The sequence below is a fragment of the Pseudomonas sp. TSO6 genome (assembly GCF_056098905.1).
This window is the reverse complement of sequence record NZ_JBLZWV010000031.1, coordinates 17,087-37,692: the sequence shown is the minus strand read 5'-3', so window position 1 is coordinate 37,692 and position 20,606 is coordinate 17,087. Positions and strand designations below refer to the sequence as shown.

The window sequence follows — 20,606 nt, the reverse complement described above, 5'->3', positions numbered from 1 at the left end:
GTCGCTCCTGCATACGTTCTTTACCCTGTCAGACGGGAGCCTGCCGCAGGTAATCCACCAACTTCAGCAGCATGGCATCACACCCCCGTAACTGCTCGACACTGACGAATTCATCCGGCTTGTGCCCCTGGTCCATGCTGCCAGGCCCGCACACCACGGTCGGGATCCCTGCCTGGTCGAACAAGCCGCCTTCGGTACCAAACGCCACCGTACCGAATTCATCCGTGCCACTGAGCAACGCCACCAGCCGCGCAGCCTCGCTGTCTGCCGATGTCGCCAGCCCTGGGTAGGCGCTCAACGGTTGCAGGCGGATGTCACTGGTCGCATTGACCTTGCGCATACGCGGCAGCAGCTCGGCCTCTGCATAAGTCTGCAACTGGTCGGCCACTGCCTGTGCCTCGAACCCTGGCAGCGCGCGCACTTCGAAATCGAACTCACACTCTGCCGGCACGATATTCAGTGCCCTGCCCCCTTTGATCACCCCGGTCTGCACCGTGGAGAACGGTGGGTCGAAGCGCACGTCGTGATGCACCGGCAATGCCAGCGCGTCACCGATGTCACCCAACTTGCCGATCAGCTTCGCCGCATACTCGATGGCATTCACCCCATACGGCGCATACGCAGAATGGCAGGCCGCACCTTGCACCTGGCAGCGCATCGCCAGCTTGCCTTTGTGCCCCAGCACCGGCTTCAGCTCGGTGGGTTCGCCAATCAGGCACAGGCGTGGCTTGTGCGGGCGCTGTTCGAGCGCGGCCAGCATCGACCGCACACCCAGGCAACCCACTTCCTCGTCGTAGGAAAATGCCAGGTGCACCGGCAGGTGCAACGGCTGGGCAAGGAACGCGGGCACCGCGGCCAGCACCGACGCGATGAAGCCTTTCATGTCGGCCGTGCCGCGGCCATACAGGCGCCCGTCACGTTCGCTCAGGGCAAACGGCTCGACGGTCCAGGCCTGGCCGTCCACCGGCACCACATCGGTATGCCCCGACAGCACCACGCCGCCAACGCCCTGGGGGCCGATGGTGGCGAACAGGTTGGCTTTGGTGCCTTCGGGGTTATGGAACAGTTCACTTTCCACCCCCTGCTCTGCCAGGTAATCACGGATAAAGCCGATCAGCTCAAGGTTGGAGTCCCGGCTGACCGTTGCAAAGCCGACCAGCCGGGCCAGCAGCGCGCGGCTGGCAAAATCACTCATCGCCCGGCACCCCGTAGCTGGGCGCGGCCGTCGGGTTCAGGGCGCGGGTAACGTAATCCTGCATCTGCGGGCGGTACGCCTTCCACAGGCCATCGAGCACACCGATCGGGTCGGTATCGGCCCAGTCCACGCGCAGGTCCACCAATGGCCAGGTCAGCTCGCCAGCGATCTTCAACGCTGCCGAGTGCACCGGCCCAGCCTCGCCACCTGCGGCCATCGCCGCATGCATGGCAGCCAGCAAGCGGTCGGCCAGGTGCCCGCCGGCCTCTTCAAAGGCCAGGACCATCGCTTCGATCACCTGGGTCGAGGACAACAGGTTACCCGCCGCCGCGCATTGCTCACCGGCCACGGCATTGTGCGTGCCCAATGCCTCGCGACCGGTGAACAGTGCCACCTGGCCTTGGCTGTCGATCACTGTGACCTGGCGGTACTCGCTCCAGCCATTGGCGCTCAGTACCCGGTCCAGCGCAGCCGCAGGTGGCAACTGGCCCTGCTCCAGGGCATCGAGAATCTGCGGGCCCAGTGCCGGCAAGGTGATGTTCTGGGTGGAAACAGCGCCAACACCCGCACGTACCCAAGGGCAGCGGGCGCCCACGGCGATGCTCGACGAACTGATGGCGATGCCGACCTGGCCGGTTTCCTGGCAGCGGCCAATGATGGAGAAGGTCATGGTAATGCTCCTGTTGTCCTGTGCGATGCAGGGCATTCTGGGCGCAACCTTCTAGCCCACGAAACCAACATTTTCCGAGGGGTTAGGCAGGAAAAAAATATGTTCCGGCAGAGATCGAGCGCCGCCCACGCGGCGCATCGCGAGCTGCGCTCGCTCCTACGTTTGTTTCAGGCCAGTCATGCCTATGCAAACGCGCGCGACCGCCTTGTTTGTACGACACGATATCCAGCCATGCGCAAAGGCGTACGCGCGCAAATCCCACAGGAATAATTGGCCCGAAACAAACGTAGGAGCGAGCGCAGCTCGCGATGCGCCGCGTGGGCGGCGCTCGATCTCTGCACCACCCCATAAACCAAGACATGCACTGGGCCAACACACACTACACGCCACAAAATCCAAGGCCTTCGCCGTTTTATCGGCAAGCACCAGCTAAATACTATTTTCGCCATTTGTGCAGCATCCCTAGTCTGGCTCCAGGCAACGGCGGTCCTCCAAACCGACCTTACAAAAACCGCCTGAACAAGGGCTCGGACATGACACTGAACAACATCGAAATCGACACGCTCGTCGTCGGCGCCGGCCAGGCCGGCGTGGCCATGAGCGAACACCTGAACAAGCTTGGCGTGCCGCACCTGGTGCTGGAGCGCAACCGCATCGCCGAGGCCTGGCGCACCGGCCGCTGGGACTCGCTGGTGGCCAACGGCCCGGTCTGGCACGATCGCTTCCCAGGCCTGGAATTCAACCTCGACGCCGACGCCTTCGCGGGCAAGGACCAGGTGGCCGACTACTTCGAGCAGTACGTACGCAAGTACAACCTGCCAGTGCGCACCGGCATCGAAGTGAAGCGCGTGGTGCGCAACAGCGACCGCCCTGGCTTCACCATCGAAACCAATGAAGGGGTGATCCGCGCCAACCGTGTGGTCGCTGCCACCGGCCCGTTCCAGAAGCCGGTGATCCCGGCTATCGCGCCGAAAGACAGCAACCTGCACCAGATCCACTCTGCAGCTTACTTCAACCCCCAGCAGTTGCCTGAGGGCGCAGTACTGGTGGTGGGCGCCGGCTCTTCCGGGGTGCAGATTGCCGAAGAACTGATGCGCGCAGGCCGCCAGGTTTACTTGTCGGTCGGTGCCCACGACCGCCCGCCACGGGCCTACCGCAACCGCGACTTCTGCTGGTGGCTGGGTGTGCTGGGTGAGTGGGACGCAGAAATCGCCAAGCCCGGTCGCGAGCACGTGACCATCGCCGTCAGCGGCGCCCGTGGCGGCCACACCGTGGACTTCCGTGCCCTCGCCCATCAAGGCATGACCTTGGTCGGCCTTACCCAGTCGTTCGAGAACGGCGTGGCGCGTTTCCAGGACAACCTGGTCGAGAACATCAACCGCGGCGATGAAAACTACCTGGCCCTGCTGGATGCTGCCGATGCCTACATCGAAAGCAATGGCCTGGACCTGCCGGAAGAACCCGAAGCCCGCACTCGCCTGGCCGACCCGGCCTGCATGAGCAACCCGCTGCGCGAACTGGACCTGGCCAAGGCCGGCGTTACCAGCATCATCTGGGCCACCGGTTATGGCGTGGACTTCAGCTGGCTGCAGGTGGACACCTTCGATGCCAACGGCAAGCCCCAGCACCAGCGCGGCGTTGCCCGCAAACCTGGCGTGTACTTCCTTGGCCTGCCGTGGTTGTCGCGCCGTGGTTCGTCGTTCATCTGGGGCGTGTGGCACGACGCCAAGCATGTCGCCGGCCACATCGCCACGCAACGCACCTACCTGGCCTACCGCGACCGCGAACAGCGCGAGGCGGATGAGCAGCAAACCAACACGATCAGCAACGTCAGCACCCTCGGAGCCCACTGATGCCTACCCATACTCGCATCCGCATGTTCAACACCAAGGAAACCTACCCCAACCAGACCCTGGACAACGACCTGTGCCAGGCCGTGCGGGCCGGTAACACCATCTATGTGCGCGGCCAGGTCGGTACCGACTTCGAAGGCAAGCTGGTGGGCCTGGGTAACCCCCAGGCGCAGACCGAACAGGCGATGAAGAACGTCAAGCAACTGCTTGAAGAAGCGGGCTCGGACCTGTCGCACATCGTCAAGACCACCACCTACATCACCGACCCACGTTTCCGCGAGCCGGTGTACAAGGAAGTGGGCAAGTGGCTGAAGGGCGTGTTCCCGATCTCCACCGGGCTGGTGGTCGCCGGGTTGGCTCAGGCCGAGTGGCTGATGGAGATCGACGTGATCGCCGTGGTGCCGGATCAGCAGTGACCGGCAACCTGCACAGCGGGTGACACAGGTCGCCTGCCGTGCAGCCAGGCGTGGGTTACCTGTGCCGCCGCTTGCAGCCGCTGCTCGGCGGGCAAGCCGGCGCACGGCACCTCCACACTGATCTCCACGTCCCCCGGCAACGCCGCCAGCAACGTTGCCAGCGGCAGCTGCCCTTCGCCCGGCAGCAAGCGGCCCTCGCGCGCTTCCGGGATGATCAGCGCCTCTGCAGGCGCCAGCATCGGTGCATCACACAGTTGCACCGCACGCAGCAAATGCGGGTCGACTGCGCCGATGTCGGCCACCTGGCCACCGGAGCGGAACAGGTGCAAGGCATCGACCAGCACGCCACTGTTGGCTTGCCCCGCCCCCGTCACCACCGCGCAAGCCTGTTGCAAAGTCGCCACCGGCCGCCAGCGCATGAACTCCAGGTCCACACGCAGGCCATGGCCACGCGCCATCTCACACAGCGCTGCAAAGTTGCCGGTCAGCCGTGCAACATCCTCATCGTCGCCGGACACTGTCAGGCTCACCGCGCCCAACTCGGCACCTGCAGCCAACAGCGCCTGGTAATCAGCCACCCGGGTTTGCGCCGTCAGCGACACGAACTCGATGTCCGTCACCCGCACGCCTTCCCCAGCCAGCACCGCCCGCAGCTCACGCATTGCCTGGCTACCGGCCGCAACCGGGTAGGCCAGTGCACCCGCCATCACCGGGTGCAGGCGCAGCCCCACCGCACTGAACCCGGCGTGGCGCGCCTCGCGTACCAGCCTCGCCGGCGCCAGTTGCAGCGCCGTCAGGTGCGCAACACCCAGGCCAGTCAATAGGTCGCCCTCCCACCACTGAGGTCGAAGACAAAGCCGGTGGTAAAGCTGCACTCGGGCCCGGCAATCCAGCTGACCATATTGGCGATTTCCTCGGCCTTGAGGAAGCGCCCCATGGGGATCTTGGCCTTGCTCGCGGCAATATGCTCCGCTGTCATCTCGGCCATCAGCGGCGTCTCGACCATGGCCGGTGCCACGCAGTTGAGCAGTACACCGTCCTGCGCCAGCTCCTTGGCCGCCGCCTTGGTGAAGGCGATGACCCCGGCCTTGGCGGCCGAATAGGCCGAGATGTACTGCACGCCATCCTTGCCGGCCATGGAGGCGATATTGACGATACGCCCATAGCCACGTTCACGCATGTGCGGGATGGCGGTGCGGCAGCAATAGAACACGCCGTTCAGGTCGATGGCGATGACCTTGTCCCAGGCCTCTGGCGGGTACTCCCACGACGCCACCACCGGGCCGTTGATGCCGGCATTGTTGACCAGGATCTGCACCTGCCCCAGGCGCGCCAGCGTCTCGGCAAATGCCGCCTCCACCGAGGCCAGCGACGACACATCGACCGCCTGGCGCAGCACCGGCTCAAAGCCGTTTTCCACGCTGTCCCAGCCGTCGACAGCGAGGTCCCAGATCACCACTTGGGCGCCGGCCGTATGCAGGCGCTGGGCGATTGCCAGGCCGATGCCACGCATGCCACCGGTCACGATTGCGGTCTGGCCTTGCAGGTACTGGCTCATTGTTTAACTCCATTTTCGACAGAAGGAATTTCCGGCAAGCGACGCAGGTCGCTGACCATGAACAGGTAGCACAGCGCCCCCAGCACGGTGATCGACGACACGAACGCCAGGGCCCAGACGAACGAGCCGGTCAGCGAAACGATGATGCCGATGGTAAGGGGGGTAACGATGCCCGCCGCGTTGGCAAACAGGTTGAACAGGCCACCACTGAGGCCCAGCAAACCTTTGGGGGCGATATCGGAGACGATCATCCAGGCGAGCGCCGACATGCCCTGGGCGAAATAGGCGATGCACAGGATGGTGATGACCAGCGCGTCGGACTCGACATAGTTGGCAAGCACGATCACCGAAGCGGTCAGCAGCCCGGCGATTACCGGCAGCTTGCGCGCCACGTTCAGCGAGTAGCCCCGGCGCAGCAAGGCGTCGGACAGCCAGCCGCCGACCAGCGTGCCCAGCGAAGCGGCAATGAACGGCAGCACCGCCACCCAGCCGACTTTGAGCCAGGGCATATGCCGCTCGGTCACCAGGTAGGTGGGGAACCAGGTCAGGAAGAACACGTTGGTGGAGTTGCAGGCGAACTGCCCCAGGCAGATGCCCAGCATGTTGCGGTGCTTGAGCAGCGCCGGGATCTGCGACCAACGGAACTGGGTGGCTTTCTGCCCGCCATCGACCACCCCGCCACCGGCGGCGATGTAGTCGAGTTCGGCCTGGTTGGCGGTGGTCGACTCGTGCGGCTCGTGGTACTTGCGCCACCACACCAGGCCATAGAGGATGCCCATCACGCCCACGGCCAGCAGCAGAAAGCGCCAGCCATAGGCATGCAGCACCCAGAACAACAGCGGCGTCAGGAACGCCAGGCCGGTGTATTCGGCAAAGGTATAAATACCGGTCGCCCTGGCCCGCTCACTCTGCGGGAACCAGGTAGCCACTACCCGGCTGTTGGTAGGGAAACACGGTGCTTCGGTCATGCCCACCAGAAAGCGCATGCCCAGCAACGACAGAAAGCCCTGCGCCAGCCCTTGCAGGCCGGTGAACAGCGACCACAACGTCAGTGCCAGCCAGTAGGTGAGCTTGGTGCCCAACCGGTCGATGAGGATGCCACCGGGGATCTGCGCGGCAGCGTAGGTCCACGAAAAGGCAGAAAAAATCACCCCCATCATCGCCGCGTTCAGGCCCAGGTCGGCACTGATGCTGGGCGCGGCAATGCCCATCACGCTGCGGTCGAGGTAGTTGATCATGGTGCCGCCCGAAATCAGCGCCAGGATCATGAAGCGGGTGCGGGTGCGTTGCTGCGCGCGTGCCGGGGTGTCAAACACCCCGAAGCTGGCGTTCTGTTCAGTGTTCATGACGGTTGCTCTCTTGTTATTGGAATGGCAAAACGAGGTTCTAGGCGAACCCGAACAGACGTCGTGGGGTGTCCCACATCACTGCCTGGCGCAGCCGGGCATCCGGCATCAGGCGCTCGGCCAGTTTCAGCAGCGGGCCGTAGTCCACCCGCGAGCGCTGGCGAATGAACGGCCAATCCGAACCCCACACGCAGGCATCCGCACCGAAGGCTTCGAGCAACGCGTGCACGTAGGCACGGCTTTGCTCCAGCAACGCATCGGCCGCCGCGAACTTCTGCATGCCAGACAGCTTGACGCTGGCGCGGCCACTGTCGGCCAGTTGCAGCAAGGCCTGGAAGCCCGGTTGCTGCACGCCAGCCGCCACGTCCGGCCGGCCGCAATGGTCGATCAGCAAGCGTGCACGCGAGCCCTGAAGCAGGCTTCGCAGTTCAAGCAGTTGGTCTTCGCAGACCTGCACCTGGGCGAACAGGTCGAGCTCGGCAAGCTTGCCCAACAGGCCGTCAACGTCCTTCAGGCTGGCCACCCCGTAGAGCGCGGGGTTGAAAGCGATACCGACCACCCCCTGCGCCTGCAGCGCAGCCAGCGCATCGAGATGTATACCCGCCTCGACCACCGCCACACCCTTGAACCGCCCCTGCCCGGTGGCCAAGGCATGCAGCAGGCAGCGGTTGTCGGTGTGGTAGCCGCTGTTCGGGCCCACCAGCAAGGCATGTTGCACGCCGTAGGCGTCCATCACCCGGGTGAACTGTTGCTGGGTGGCGACTTCCTGGCCGGAGGGCGCATAGGGTGCGTCGGGGTGATACGGGAAACGGGCGGGGTCAAACAAATGGTTATGGCAATCGATCTTCGGTTCGTCAAAGATGTTCACGCAGCACTCCCGGCAGCGCCACTGCGCATGCCTTCAGATCTTGTTATTGTGCGCCGCAAGGGCAATTTGGCTGGGTTCAAGATACTGCGTGGCCGGGTTTGGCGCTCATACCCAGATGGCAAAGACCATAACCGAAGGTAATAGATATGCTGCTTGGCAACGAAGGCGCAGACGCAAGCCCCATGGTGTTCAAACTGCGGCACATGGAAGTGTTCCGTGCGGTGATGCTGACCGGCTCGATCAGCGCGGCGGCCAAGCTGCTGTACGTGTCGCAGCCGGCTGTCAGCAAGCTGATCCAGTACATCGAAGGGCGTTTGAGCTACCGCCTGTTCGAGCGCATCAACAACCGCCTGGTGCCCACGGCCGAGGCGCAGGTGCTGTTCCGCGAAGTCGAGCGGGTGTACCAGGCAGCGCTGGAGGTCAACGAGTGCGCCCTGTCACTGGGCGCTGGCGGCCACCGCAAGCTGCGCATCTCGTGCAGCGCTTCGCTGTCGACGGTGGTGATCCCGATTGCCCTGGCCCAGCTCAAGCGTGAGGCGCCTTCGCTGAACATCGAGTGGCAAACCTCGCTGATGGGCGAAATGCCCAACCAGATCCTGTCGAAAAAGGTCGACCTGTCGATTGCCGCCCTGCCCGTGGTACACGATCACCTGCATTCGCAGCCCTTCATGCGCGGGCGCATGGTGGTGGTGATGCCACCCGAGCACGCGTTGGCCGGGCATACCTCGCTGACCTTGCAACAACTGGAAGGCCATCCGCTGCTGCTGTTCAGGCCCGACATGCCGTTTGGCAAGCTGCTTGCCGAGCACATCGAGCGGCACGGCGCGCAATTGCCGTCACTGTTGTCGTTCACCAATGCCAACGAGGCTGTGGCTCTGGTCAAGCAAGGCATGGGCATCAGCGTGATCGACGAATTCGTGGCGCAGGACAGCGGCCTGGCGGTGGTGCCACTGGCAGACGAAATCCACTTCGACATCAGCTTTGTCTATTCGCGCTTCGAGCCGCCGTCCCATGCGGCGATGCACCTGATGCGCGTGTTGCAGGGCCAGGCGCAAAAGCTTGGGCGGGCGATGTAGGCTGATGAGGCCATTGGGGCTGCTTGAGCTAGAAACCTACGGTTGCCGATAGCAGGTAGGTACGCGGCGTGGAAAGGGTCAGCCCCGGCTCACTGTCATCCGAGGCACCAGCCGAGCTCCAGTAGCGATCATCCAGCACGTTCTCGACACTGGCCCGCAAGGTAACCTCGGTAGCGTCCACGTTGAAGGCGTAGCGCGCCCCCAGGTCGTAGCGCTCCCAGCCATCGATCTGCTTGCTGTTGTTCTGGTCCAGGTACTGCGAGCTGGAGTGAATGCCGCGCGCCGTCAGGGTCAGGCCATTCACCCCCGGCACGTCCCACTCGGCGCCAAGGTTGACGTTGTACTCGGGTGTGGCCGGCGCACGGTTGCCATCAACGGCGCCACCCACGGTATCGGTCAGCTCGCTGTCGATATACATCACCCCACCCAGCACCCGCACCCCTTGTACGGGTTCACCGAACACGCTCAGCTCGATACCGCGGTTGTCGCGCTTGCCATTGGGGCCGAACACCCGCGAGGTGGCGTTGGTCTCATAAGCCGGCTGGCGAATGCGGAAGGCACTGGCGGTAAAGGCGACCTGGCCCAGGTCGTACTTGGCCCCCACCTCGACCTGGCGGCTGGTGAACGGCGGGAAGATCTGGTCTTCATTGACCGAGGTCGACGGCGCGATCTTGCCCTGGCTCAGGCCTTCCATGTAGTTGGCGTACAGCGACAGCTGGTCAGTAACCTTGAGCAACACACCGCCAGAAGGCGAGACTTTTTCTTCGTCGTAGGCGGTGTCGCCCTTGACGCCGTCGCTCCAGTCATCCACCTGCACCCGCTGCCAGCGCGCCCCCAGGGTCAGCAGCAGGCGGTCATCGAAAAACCCGAGGGTGTCGGCCAGGGCCACGCCAGAAAAGCGGTTTTCCGTGTATACCTCTGGATCGATGCGGGTGGGGGTACCAGGCGTAGGCGTCGCTACCGGGTTGTAGAGGTTACTGGGCGCCGAAGCATAGCGCGCGCCGCCGTTGGTGAAGTCCATGTAGAAGTAGGTAGCGGCCAGGTTCAGCTCGTGGCTGACGGGCCCGGTGTGGAACCAGTTGCGTACACCCGCCATGGCGGTGCGCACCGTTTCATCGCGGGTAAAGGCGCGCGGCTGCACGGTGAAATCACCGGCATCGTTGGTGATGGACACGTTGTGCCGCAGGAAGTCGTGGTTGCTTTTGCGCGCGCCGACCGCGCCATAGGCCAGCAGCGACTCGCTGACGTCGTACTCGGCATGCAGTGCGCCAAAGGTGTCGTTGGTGCGCGCCTTGCTCCAGGCCTGGGCATAGTTGTGGCGTACATCGTTGGCGTCCGGCACTTTGGCGTTGGCACCGACCAGCACACGCTCTTGCGGCGCATCGGTGTCACGCTCAGTGTGGCCGAGGTCTGCCGACAAGCGCAGGCGCTCGCCACGAAAATCCAGGCCCAGCACCGCCATTTCGCGCTCGACGCGCTGGTGGTCCCATTCGGTATCGCCCGCCTGCTTCACACCGTTGAAGCGCACGCCAAACTGTTGGCCTTCGCCAAAGCGCCGGCCAACGTCCACTGCGCCGCCTGCCTGGCCAGCCGACGCATAGCTGCCGGTGAACTCGGTGATGGGCTTGTCGCCGGCCCGCTTGGGCTGCACATTGATGCCGCCGCCCACGCTGCCACGCGGCGAAATGCCGTTGATCAACTGGCTGGGGCCTTTGATGATATCGACCCGGTCGGCCATTTCCATGTCGATCGAGTAGGTCGGCAAGATGCCGTACAGGCCGTTGTACGCCACGTCACTGTTGAACAGGCTGAAGCCGCGAATGGTGAACTGCTCGAAACGCCCACCCGCCGGGTTGGTCGCACGCACCGAGGGGTCGGTGGCGATGAGCTCGCCCAAGGTGCGCGCTTGCTGGTTCTTCACCAGCTCGCTGGTGTAGCTGGTGATGCTGAACGGGGTTTCCATGAAATCGCGTGCGCCAAGCAGGCCCTGTGCACCTTGGCGCGCAACCTGCCCACCGGCATATGGCTGCGCTTCACCGCCTGCCGCCAGGCCGCCGACAATGCTGGTAGGGGCAATTTCCAGCGCGCCACCCGCCTGGGGTGCCGGCACCAGAGTGAAAGCGCCCTCACCCACGGGCAGCAATTGCAGGCCGCTGCCACTCAGCAGCTGCAAGAACCCTTCTTCGACACTGTAGCGACCCGACAGGCCATTGCTCTGCCGGCCCTGGACCAGTGCCGGGTCCAGCGAAAGGCTGACGCCGGCCTGGTCGGCAAACCGGGTGAGTGCGGCGCCCAGGCTGGCGGCTGGCACCTGATAGGCACGCCGCGCCGCTTCATCGGCCCAGGCGGGTGCACACAACAACAGGCTCATGGCAAACAACGGACGCGCTGCGCGCACCAGTGGGCGCAGGCGGCAAGACATTACTGCAGGCATTGAACAAGGCTCCCCTTTAGTTTCTGCTACCGGTAATGACCGGCGAGTGAAAAAAAGGGGACAGCCTCATGCGCGATTTTCTCGCGCCGCCAGGCTCACCCAGTAACGCGTGCGCGTCTGCACCTGCAATGGCAGGCTGGCGGCCAGCAAGGCCAGCACCCGGTCGGTATCGTCCAGGCGGAAAGTGCCAGTCACCCGCAGGCGTTCCAGTTCCGGCGCCCAGCGCAGCACACCGTGGCGATACCTCCGCAGCTCATGCAACAGCTCGCCCAAGGGGCGGTCATCCAGCCGCAGCACGCCTTCGCGCCAACCCAACAACCATTCGTCCAGGGCTGTGACCGGCCCGACGTCTGCCACCTGCAAGCTGGCCTGCTGCCCGGCCTGCACTACCCGGGCCGGGCCACGCAGTGGCTGCAGGCTGGCCAGCCCCGTGACGACCGAAACCCGGCAGGCCTGATCGACCAGGCGCAAGCACACTTCACCCGCATTGAAGCCGCCACCGCCAAGTGCAACCTGGCCGTAAGGCACCTGCACGGCCAGGCTCAGGTTATAGGGTACCCTGATCGCCACTTCGCCGCGCAACAGCGTCAGCCGGCGCGCGCCCAGGTCGATGTCCACCGCACTGTCAGTGTTCAACTGCACAAAGGTGCCATCGCTCAGCAGCACCTGCCGGCGCTCCCCTACTGCGGTGCGCATGTCGGCCGTCCAGGCCTCCAGCGGCAATTCCCGGCTTGCCAGCCACGCGGCCGGTAGCAATGCTGCTACACCCAGGGCTTGCTTGAGGAGTGCGCGGCGGCCGGGGTCCGGGCGGTCCAGAGTGGCCAGGGCCAAGGCACCGGGTAATCCGGAAAAACGCTCGCGCAGCACTGAAGCCTTTTGCCAGGCGTCTTCGTGCAGCCTGTTGCTGGCCCGCCATTGCGCCAGGCGCAACAAGTCCGTCTCGCTGACGTTGCCAGAATCCAGCAGCGCCAGCCAGCGGGCGGCAGCACGCACAGCTTCGCGGGTTTCGGGTGAGTGGGTAGTCACTGCAACTCGGCCAGCAGGCAATGTTCGTAGGCCTGCGCCATGTAACGTTTGACGGAGCGTTCGCAAACGCCCAGGCGCTTGCCTATTTCGGCGTAACCCAGGCCTTCGAGCTGGCTCCAGAGAAAGGCCTTGCGCACCGGCGCCTTCAGGCCATCGAGCAGCTCATCCAGGGCTTGCAGGGTTTCCAGCAACACCCAGCGCTGCTCTGGCGAGGGCACGTGCTGCTCGGGCAGATGCGCCAGGGCATCAAGGTAGGCCTGCTCCAGGCTGCGCCGCTGGTAGAAGTTGCTCAACAGCCGCTTGCCCACGGTCAGCAAGTAGGCGCGTGGCTCACGAATGTCTGCCAATGGCTGGGCACTGGTCAATACCCGCAGGAAGGTATCCTGGCTGAGGTCGGCGGCATCCCAGGCATTGCCCAGGCGCCGGCGTAGCCAGGTTTCAAGCCAGCTGCGATGCTCCCGGTACAGGGCAGGCAGGCTAGGCTCCGGTGGCGGCGCGGCGTCGATCATGGGGATGGCCCTGCGGCGATGTAAATAGGATTAATTCTAATTTACGTTGCGCCGCAGCACCAAGCGGTTTGTTACCAGTCAGGCAATCGCCGCATCCACCAGCCCCTGCGCTTCCTGCACCAGGCGCTGCAGGTGCGCCTCGTCGATGAAGCTTTCGGCGTAGATCTTGTAGATGTCCTCGGTGCCCGACGGCCGCGCGGCGAACCAGCCATTGGCGGTCATCACCTTCAGCCCGCCAATCGCCTGGCCATTGCCCGGTGCGTGGCTGAGGATCTGCACGATCGGCTCACCCGCCAGTTCGGTCGATTTCACCTGCTCCGGCGCCAGCTTGCTCAACAACGCCTTTTGCCGCACATCGGCCTTGGCCTCGACGCGGGTGGCGAACGGCTTGCCCAGCGCGTCAGTCAGGTCGGCATAGGCCTGGCTCGGGTTGCGCCCGGTGCGGGCGGTCATCTCGGCGGCCAGCAAGGCCGGGATCAGCCCGTCCTTGTCGGTCGCCCAGACCGAACCATCACGGCGCAGGAACGACGCACCGGCACTCTCTTCGCCGCCAAAGCCAAGCGAGCCGTCGAACAACCCCTGGGCAAAGTACTTGAAGCCCACCGGCACTTCGTACAGCTCACGGCCCAGGCGCTGGGTGACGCGGTCGATCAGGCCGCTGGACACCACGGTCTTGCCCACGGCGGCGTCGGTGCGCCATTGCGGGCGGTGGCGGAACAGGTAGTCGATGGCGACGGCCAGGTAGTTGTTCGGCGCCAGCAGGCCGTCCGAGGTGACGATGCCGTGGCGGTCGTGGTCCGGGTCGCAGGCAAAGGCCACGTCGAAGCGCTCGCGCAGGCCGATCAGGCCTTGCATGGCGTATGGCGAGGAAGGGTCCATGCGGATCTGGCCGTCCCAGTCGACAGTCATGAAGCGGAAGGTCGGGTCCACCTCGGTATTCACCACTTCCAGGTCCAGCTTGTAGTGCTCGGCAATGGCCGACCAGTAGCGCACCCCTGCCCCGCCCAACGGGTCGACGCCCAGGCGCAGCTTGGCGCTGCGGATGACGTCGAAGTCGATGACGTTTTCCAGGTCCGCCACATAGCTGCTCACGTAGTCGTGGCGCTGGGTGGTCGGCGCCTGCAGCGCCTGGGCATGGTCCATGCGCTTGACGCCCGCCAGGTTCGCTGCCAGCAACTCGTTGGCCTTGGCCTCGACCCACTTGGTCACGTCGCTGTCGGCAGGGCCGCCATTGGGCGGGTTGTACTTGAAGCCACCGCTTTGCGGCGGGTTGTGTGAAGGGGTAATGACGATGCCGTCGGCCAGGCCCTGCTGGCGGCCACGGTTATGGCAGAGGATGGCGTGGGACACGGCCGGCGTGGGCGTGTATTCGTCGTCCTTGGACAGCATCACCTGCACGCCATTGGCAGCCAGCACTTCCAGCGCGCTGGCAGTGGCCGGTGCCGACAGCGCGTGGGTATCGGCGCCGATGAACAGCGGGCCATCGATGCCCTTTTCCTGGCGGTACAGGCAGATGGCCTGGGTGATGGCCAGCACGTGGTATTCGTTGAAACTCAATTCAAGCGAAGTGCCCCGGTGCCCCGAGGTGCCGAAGGCCACCCGCTGGGCCGCCACGGCAGCGTCGGGGCGGCCGGTGTAGTAGGCGGTGAGCAGTCGGGGAATATCGACCAGCACGCTGGCCGGAGCCGGCTTGCCTGCCAAAGGACTGAGCGTCATGCAAAAACCTCGAGTTCAACGGATGTTGGTGTTTGAGCATGCAGTGTACTGAGAGTTGCAATGCCGTGCGATGGGCGACATCAAAGAAAACAGCAGCCGACGCGCCCCACAAAGACCGTGTAAACCAGTACCCCTGCCGCAACCGTCTAGAGTAGTAGCCAAACCCCAGTAAATGAGGCCCCATGGCTTTCCACCGCCTGACCCGAACCCACCCCCGCCTGAGCTTCGCCGCCGCAGTCGGCCTTGTCGGCGCCTGGCTGATCCCCGCCGGTGACACCGTGCAGCACATCCTCGCCGGCTGGAACCTTGGCGTATGGCTGTACCTGCTGCTGGTGCTGTACCTCACCTGGGACGCCAGCCCGGAAAAGGTCCGCAAGGTTGCCCGCGTCGAAGACGAAAACGCAGGCTTGGTCCTGCTCACCGTGTGCATCGCGGCCATCGCCAGCCTCGCTGCGGTCACCTTGCAACTGGTGTCCAGCAGAGGCCTGGAGGGCACGGCCCTGGCCCTGCACTACCTCTACACCGGCCTGACCGTGGCTGGCTCCTGGCTGCTGATCGGCTGCATCTTCAGCCTGCATTACGCCCGCCTGTTCTATACCGGGCAGAACCACGAACCACCCTTGCGTTTCGCCGACGGCGAGCGCAACCCGGACTATTGGGATTTTCACTACTTCTCGTTCACCATCAGCGTGGCCGTGCAAACCTCTGACGTGGGCGTTGCCGGCAGGCAACTGCGGCGGGTGGTGCTGGCACATTCGCTGGTGGGTTTCGTGTTCAATACGGCGATCCTGGGGTTCACCATCAACATCGCGGCCGGGCTGCTTGGATGAGCGCGCCGCTCGTCCGAAAAACGCTGCGCCGAAAAGCTGTGAGATGTACCTGATTGCAGCGGCTAACCGGCGCGATCGTGCCAGGTAAACGTTTGCCTGAAAGCCGCCGTCACATCGGCAGGGTGACCCGGATGTGACCGTTGTCATGGATTGGCACATTTGTCATGTTGGCAGGCGAGAATCGCCCGTGACAGCTGCTATCTTTACATTCCCGGCAGCCGCCATGTGTGTGGCGGGGTATTGACCATGTCCAGGCACGGACCAAGGAGGCAGGCATGAACAAGATGACGTTCCCCAACGCCTGCCAGGTGATGCGCTGGCATTTCCACCCATTGGGTTTCGAAGCCACCATGGATGCGCCCCGCAGCATGATCGCGCGGCTGTTCGACCGCGCCACCGGCGAAACCCTCATGGCCATCGCCGGCATCCCGTGTGCGGCAATCATGGCCGCAGCTGATGTAGAGCGCATCATCGAAGCCGTCGAAGCGGAAATGGACGCTTTCATCCCCGCCTTCACCTTGCGCAACGCTGTCTAGCCCTAGGCGCTCTTCTCCTGGTGCAAGGCTTGCAACTTGTCCATGAACTGCTCGGCCGGAACCGGCTGCCCCAGCAGGTAACCTTGCAGGGAATCACAACCCAGACGGGTCAGGAAGTCTTGCTGCTTGTCGGTCTCCACCCCTTCGGCAACGATGCGCAGACCCAGCGCCTGGCCCAATGCGACGATTGCCGAAACAATCGCTGCGTCGTCACTGTCCTGCTCCAGGTCTCGCACGAAGCCACGGTCGATTTTCAGCTCGTTGGCCGGCAGACGCTTGAGGTACATCAGGCTGGAGTAGCCGGTGCCAAAATCATCGATGGACAGGTCCACGCCCATGTCTGACAGGCGCTGCAGCACGGTCAGGCTGGCATCGGCGTCGTGCATGGCAGTGGTTTCGGTAATTTCCAGGGTCAGGCAGTTGGCCGGCAGCCCGTTCTCCTTCAAGGCCCGGGCCACGCTCTCGACCAGCCCGGCATGGCAGAACTGGATGGCCGACAGGTTCACCGCCATGCGCCAGCCTTGGTGCCCCTGATCCAGCCAATGCCGCATCTGCCGGCAGGCTTCGTCAAGCACCCACTCACCGATCGGGATGATCAGGCCGGTCTTTTCCGCCAGGCCGATGAAGCGGTCGGGCAGCAACAGGCCGTGCTGCGGGTGTTCCCAACGCAACAACGCCTCGGCACCAATCGGCAGGCAGGCCTGGGCGTCGAACTTGGGCTGGTAATGCAAGCGGAACTGGCGTTGCTCCAGGGCCTGGCGCAGGTCCTGAAGCAGTTGCAGTTGCTGGCGTGCGTTGCTGTTCATCGACACATCAAAGAAACTGTAGCCGTTCTTGCCAGCGCTTTTGGCGTGGTACATGGCGGCATCGGCATTGCGCAGCAGCTCGTGCTGGTCCTGGCCGTTGCCGGGGTACAGGACAATGCCCAGGCTCGCCGACAGCTGCAAGTCATGCTCGGCCACGCGGAACGGCCGTGACACCAGGTTCACCTGCTTGACCGCCACGTCCATGGCATCGTCAGGCTCCTGCAGGTCTACCAGCAGCACGAATTCGTCGCCGCCTATACGCGCGAGGGTGTCCTGGCTGTGCAGGTGACCGCGCAGGCGGGACGCCACTGCCTTGAGCAGCAGGTCACCGATATGATGGCCAAAGGCATCATTGACCGGCTTGAATCCGTCCAGGTCGATGAACATCAGGGCAAAACAGCCACCCTGCTCCGCCACCTTGGCGATGGCCTGCTCGATGCGGTCGGCCAGCAGGGTACGGTTGGGCAGATCTGTAAGGGTGTCGTGCAGGGCCAGCTGGGTCAGTTCCTGGTTGGCCAGTGTCAGCGAACGGGCCAGCTCGGCAGTGCGCGCCTCCAGGCGGGCGTCCAGCACCGAGGTCAGCAAGGCCACCGCCAGCACTGCCAGGGTGGTGATCAGCACCAGATAGACCAGGCCGTCGCCCTGCAGCCCGCCGCCCAAAGCACCGCAGAAGCTGCCCTCGGGGAAATTCGCCGCCGCCATGCCGGTGTAGTGCATGCCAACGATGGCAATGCCCATCACCACCGCCGCCAGGCCACGGATCTGCCGCACATAGGGGGTGTGCCGGCGCAGACGGAAGGCGATCCACAACGCCGCTGCCGAGGCGCCCACGGCGATCAGCAGCGAGGCGCCGAACAGCGCCGGGTCGTAGTCGATGCCCGGCAACATGCGCAGCGCAGCCATGCCGGTGTAGTGCATGCAGGCAATGCCGGCGCCCATGATCAGCGCGCCAAAACCCAGTTGCAGGCACGGCAAGCTCGGCTGGCTCACCAGCCACAGGGCAAAACCCGAGGACAGGACGGCGATCAGCAGCGAGAACGCGGTAAGGGCCAGGTCATAGCCCAGGTCGATGGGCAGGCTGAACGCGAGCATGCCGATGAAGTGCATCGACCACACGCCGATGCCCATGGCCAGCGCGCCGCCTCCCATCCACAAGTACGACGCCCGCCCCTTGGCCGTGGCAATACGGCCGGTAAGGTCAAGGGCGGTATAGGACGCCAGAATCGCCACGCACAGCGAAATCAACACCAGCGAAGAGGAGTAGCTACCGGTCAGCATTGGGAATTCCAGCGACGGGACAGGGGGGCCCGGCAAAAGCTGACGATTGTACTCAAGCTTAGGCGAAACGCACGGGGTTTTTGCGAATGGGAATGGATCCAAAACCTTCAAGGGTTACTGTTCTTAGATCCTCCTTGAAACTTGACAATTCGCAAATGAAATCGTAAATAAACATCACAACTTACTACCTGCCCCCCATCCATCTGAATTTGGATGCATCCCGACAGCCATCGTTGTAACCGCATCATAACAAGATACTTCGGTGCCCGGGAAATTCTCTATAAACTTTCGACGCATATCTGGAAAACCAGTAAATGCCTGCATCCAGATGCTAAAAAAGCCTGACAACTTTACAATTTCAATAATCGCGTCTTGCAAATCCGCACTTTGGTTACTTGCATATCTCGTCGACCACCTCTCTGCTGCCACCCAAGCTTCCAAGCGCTGAGTTCGCCTATCTAACGCTAGCAGATTTCCTTGCTCATCCAAAACACGCCGAACCTCTTTATTCAAATTCATGAGATCAAGAGTTTTTTCAGCACAACTTTTAACAACACCACCAACTACTACCTCAATAACTCCGTCCTTTCTATAGGAAAAAGCAGCTGCGGTATTATCCCTATCTGGAATCAACCAATCTGACAGTGCAGGATCCTTCTTTGACTTTGTCGAATTACAATTCTTGCAACTAACCAAAAAATTTGACCAAACCCGCTCCAAGGCATCATGAATGTCTTTGGCCTGGATATGCTCGACCTCTATTCCATTATTCAATCGACGCTCGCAGTACGAACAGTACTTTCCAATCCTAGCCGAAAGTCCGCCTACGGCCTTACCGTAGGGCTGCCCATCCGTGTACTCATATGGCACCTTGCCTTTACTGACAGGCCGCATTTCATTTCCCTATTTTATATATCCGCTCAGCTTCCAAAACAGCCTGAAAAGCTGGATTATCTGCAAAAGGCGCAATACGCTTCGATAGTTGCCGCTTATACTCCTCCAAGCGATCCTCGGGTGCCTTCGCGGCCTCATCTAACTCGGCAAGATATTCTTTTGCCGCCTCAAGCATGGCCATGTACTGCGGACTCGCCTCTGCGTCAACACCCATGATACCTCGGGAAATAGTTTCAATCCCCAAATTATCAAGTTTATCAAGCACTTGTATAGATGGAGACTCACTATCAACGTCGGTATTCGAGTCACCAGGAGAGTCAAGCACAATTAATTCGCTCCCGTCACGCAAGGTTTGTATCAGAAACGGTGAATGCGTCGTACAAATAAACTGAACCTTTGGGAAGGTACGACGAAGGTCTTCTACAACTCGCCGCTGCCAGCGGGGGTGCAAATGAAGATCTAGCTCATCAATCAAAACAACGCCCGGCGTCATATCAAGTGCTTTTTCACCAAGCTGCGGATTGAGCATTGATGCTTTGATCGCTAAATCCGCAACGATGGCGACAATATTCCTGTAACCATCACTGAGATCACTAAATGGCTGACGCTGACCACTCTTAAAATTAAGAACAAGCGAGCCAAGCCTCTTCACATAGCGCGCTGACTGAATCTCCGGCAAAAACAATTCAATAGCCTTATATACCAACCTTAACGCTGGAGAGTACTCATCCTCGTCAAGTTCGGTCAGATATTCTACAGCCATCCAGCGCAGCAAGTCATCCGGATTACACCGCTTATCAACACTCATTCGATAGCCATAGAAAGGCTCGGATAGCTTATCGTACTCCCGCAGTGCCATATCTATTTCATCAGCATCTTCCAACAAGTCAGCGGGCTGCTTGCCCTTGTGCTTACTGAGCGCCTTCCCTTCCGTATCCCTAACCGATTCCCATAGCCTTCCAGCACCAAAATAGCGAATCAACGGCAATATCCTAGGCTCTCGCTGCAGTACTGAATCGGAAAAAATACTCGCATATCTTTTTATATCCGCAGCACCACGGCGGGTCGTCTTACCTCCAGCAGTTTCTATCGACCTTTCCCACTCCACTGGCAATTCCCGTGGATTTTTCTTTCCGTTACTAAGGGCCTCGTACTCAACTTCCCCCGTTGATTCATTTCTTGATGCCTTAGCGACATGGACATAGCCTTGCGCCGAAACTCGAACAGGGTACTGGGGAAGTTCACGATACCGACGCTCAACCACATCGAATACACGACGAACATCTCTTTCACGGATATTTCTAGAATCATGCCCTGGAAACCCTAGAAGCCATGATCCAATTGCGATCGTAACAGCCTCCAGGAGAGAGGTTTTACCCGCCCCATTCTCTCCAACAACCAAGTTAAAATTTGAATGAAACTCAAAAACAGTATCAACATGACCTCGAAAATTTTCGAGACGAAGACTTTCAATTCTCATCACCAAATTCCTTTAACCGATTGAATTCTCGGTGAGACTTAAAACCATGCCAAGTGCCAAGTCACTTGACACCGCGAAGTAGACCCGCACCTTATAGACTATGCGTAGCAATGCT

18 protein-coding genes are annotated in these 20,606 nt (G+C 62.1%); 5 read left to right on the top strand and 13 right to left on the bottom strand.

What is annotated here, in order from left to right:
* Positions 1-28: 28 nt before the first annotated feature.
* A complete protein-coding gene (gene argE, locus ACN6NG_RS12345) occupies positions 29-1,195 on the bottom strand; it encodes an acetylornithine deacetylase (protein WP_353457369.1) in 1,167 nt (388 codons plus the stop codon).
* Positions 1,188-1,865 (bottom strand): DUF1028 domain-containing protein, encoded by a 678-nt coding sequence (locus tag ACN6NG_RS12340; protein ID WP_063424610.1) that lies wholly within the window; start codon positions 1,863-1,865, stop codon positions 1,188-1,190. The genes argE and ACN6NG_RS12340 overlap by 8 nt, the downstream gene beginning before the upstream one ends.
* Before the next feature lie 533 nt (positions 1,866-2,398).
* Here ACN6NG_RS12340 and ACN6NG_RS12335 point away from each other — a divergent pair.
* Positions 2,399-3,718 (top strand): flavin-containing monooxygenase, encoded by a 1,320-nt coding sequence (locus tag ACN6NG_RS12335; RefSeq protein ID WP_474314163.1) that lies wholly within the window; start codon positions 2,399-2,401, stop codon positions 3,716-3,718.
* Positions 3,718-4,134 (top strand): RidA family protein, encoded by a 417-nt coding sequence (locus tag ACN6NG_RS12330; protein WP_016499337.1) that lies wholly within the window; start codon positions 3,718-3,720, stop codon positions 4,132-4,134. Before ACN6NG_RS12335 ends, ACN6NG_RS12330 begins: the two co-directional genes overlap by 1 nt.
* Here the strand turns inward: ACN6NG_RS12330 and ACN6NG_RS12325 are convergent.
* Genes ACN6NG_RS12325 through ACN6NG_RS12310 form a run of 4 tightly spaced genes read right to left on the bottom strand, consistent with a single transcriptional unit; the run spans position 4,125 to position 7,906 of the window.
* Entirely contained in the window at positions 4,125-4,955 is an 831-nt protein-coding gene (locus ACN6NG_RS12325; protein ID WP_197899632.1) for a sugar phosphate isomerase/epimerase family protein, read from the bottom strand. The two genes, ACN6NG_RS12330 and ACN6NG_RS12325, sit on opposite strands and share 10 nt — an antisense overlap.
* On the bottom strand, positions 4,952-5,692 hold the full coding sequence (locus ACN6NG_RS12320; RefSeq protein ID WP_049275924.1) for an SDR family NAD(P)-dependent oxidoreductase: 741 nt from the start codon (positions 5,690-5,692) through the stop codon (positions 4,952-4,954). The genes ACN6NG_RS12325 and ACN6NG_RS12320 overlap by 4 nt, the downstream gene beginning before the upstream one ends.
* A complete protein-coding gene (locus ACN6NG_RS12315; RefSeq protein ID WP_474314158.1) occupies positions 5,689-7,038 on the bottom strand; it encodes an MFS transporter in 1,350 nt (449 codons plus the stop codon). The genes ACN6NG_RS12320 and ACN6NG_RS12315 overlap by 4 nt, the downstream gene beginning before the upstream one ends.
* A 40-nt stretch (positions 7,039-7,078) precedes the next feature.
* Positions 7,079-7,906: an amidohydrolase family protein gene (locus ACN6NG_RS12310; protein WP_474314155.1), complete on the bottom strand. Its 828-nt coding sequence runs from the start codon at positions 7,904-7,906 to the stop codon at positions 7,079-7,081.
* A 146-nt stretch (positions 7,907-8,052) separates the two neighbouring features.
* Between ACN6NG_RS12310 and ACN6NG_RS12305 the strand changes: the two genes are divergently transcribed.
* A complete protein-coding gene (locus ACN6NG_RS12305; RefSeq protein ID WP_061204139.1) occupies positions 8,053-8,982 on the top strand; it encodes a LysR family transcriptional regulator in 930 nt (309 codons plus the stop codon).
* A gap of 28 nt (positions 8,983-9,010) precedes the next feature.
* On the opposite strand, the gene ACN6NG_RS12300 is transcribed toward ACN6NG_RS12305, so the two are convergent.
* The 4 genes from ACN6NG_RS12300 to pgm all read right to left on the bottom strand — a co-directional run bounded on the left by ACN6NG_RS12300 (position 9,011) and on the right by pgm (position 14,667).
* Complete coding sequence (locus ACN6NG_RS12300) at positions 9,011-11,416, bottom strand: TonB-dependent siderophore receptor (protein WP_474314152.1); 2,406 nt, start codon at positions 11,414-11,416, stop codon at positions 9,011-9,013.
* Positions 11,417-11,482: 66 nt separating this feature from the next.
* Positions 11,483-12,442, bottom strand: a complete 960-nt coding sequence (locus tag ACN6NG_RS12295) for a FecR domain-containing protein (protein ID WP_474314150.1) — start codon at positions 12,440-12,442, stop codon at positions 11,483-11,485.
* A complete protein-coding gene (locus tag ACN6NG_RS12290) occupies positions 12,439-12,951 on the bottom strand; it encodes a sigma-70 family RNA polymerase sigma factor (protein WP_049275930.1) in 513 nt (170 codons plus the stop codon). The genes ACN6NG_RS12295 and ACN6NG_RS12290 overlap by 4 nt, the downstream gene beginning before the upstream one ends.
* Before the next feature lie 78 nt (positions 12,952-13,029).
* The gene (gene pgm, locus ACN6NG_RS12285; protein ID WP_474314147.1) at positions 13,030-14,667 is read right to left on the bottom strand and encodes a phosphoglucomutase (alpha-D-glucose-1,6-bisphosphate-dependent); all 1,638 of its coding nucleotides are present in this window, start codon (positions 14,665-14,667) and stop codon (positions 13,030-13,032) included.
* A gap of 182 nt (positions 14,668-14,849) precedes the next feature.
* Between pgm and ACN6NG_RS12280 the strand changes: the two genes are divergently transcribed.
* Positions 14,850-15,497 carry a DUF1345 domain-containing protein gene (locus ACN6NG_RS12280; RefSeq protein WP_063424628.1) on the top strand — a complete coding sequence of 216 codons (648 nt, stop codon included), beginning with the start codon at positions 14,850-14,852 and terminating at the stop codon, positions 15,495-15,497.
* A 275-nt stretch (positions 15,498-15,772) separates the two neighbouring features.
* Entirely contained in the window at positions 15,773-16,033 is a 261-nt protein-coding gene (locus tag ACN6NG_RS12275) for a DUF1652 domain-containing protein (protein ID WP_016499326.1), read from the top strand.
* A 2-nt stretch (positions 16,034-16,035) separates the two neighbouring features.
* Here the strand turns inward: ACN6NG_RS12275 and ACN6NG_RS12270 are convergent, their stop codons facing one another.
* The 3 genes from ACN6NG_RS12270 to ACN6NG_RS12260 all read right to left on the bottom strand — a co-directional run bounded on the left by ACN6NG_RS12270 (position 16,036) and on the right by ACN6NG_RS12260 (position 20,491).
* Positions 16,036-18,117 carry a putative bifunctional diguanylate cyclase/phosphodiesterase gene (locus tag ACN6NG_RS12270; RefSeq protein WP_197899595.1) on the bottom strand — a complete coding sequence of 694 codons (2,082 nt, stop codon included), beginning with the start codon at positions 18,115-18,117 and terminating at the stop codon, positions 16,036-16,038.
* A 174-nt stretch (positions 18,118-18,291) separates the two neighbouring features.
* Positions 18,292-19,011 (bottom strand): HNH endonuclease signature motif containing protein, encoded by a 720-nt coding sequence (locus ACN6NG_RS12265; RefSeq protein WP_474314143.1) that lies wholly within the window; start codon positions 19,009-19,011, stop codon positions 18,292-18,294.
* Between the two features lies 1 nt (position 19,012).
* Entirely contained in the window at positions 19,013-20,491 is a 1,479-nt protein-coding gene (locus ACN6NG_RS12260; protein ID WP_474314140.1) for an AAA family ATPase, read from the bottom strand.
* Positions 20,492-20,606 lie beyond the last annotated feature (115 nt).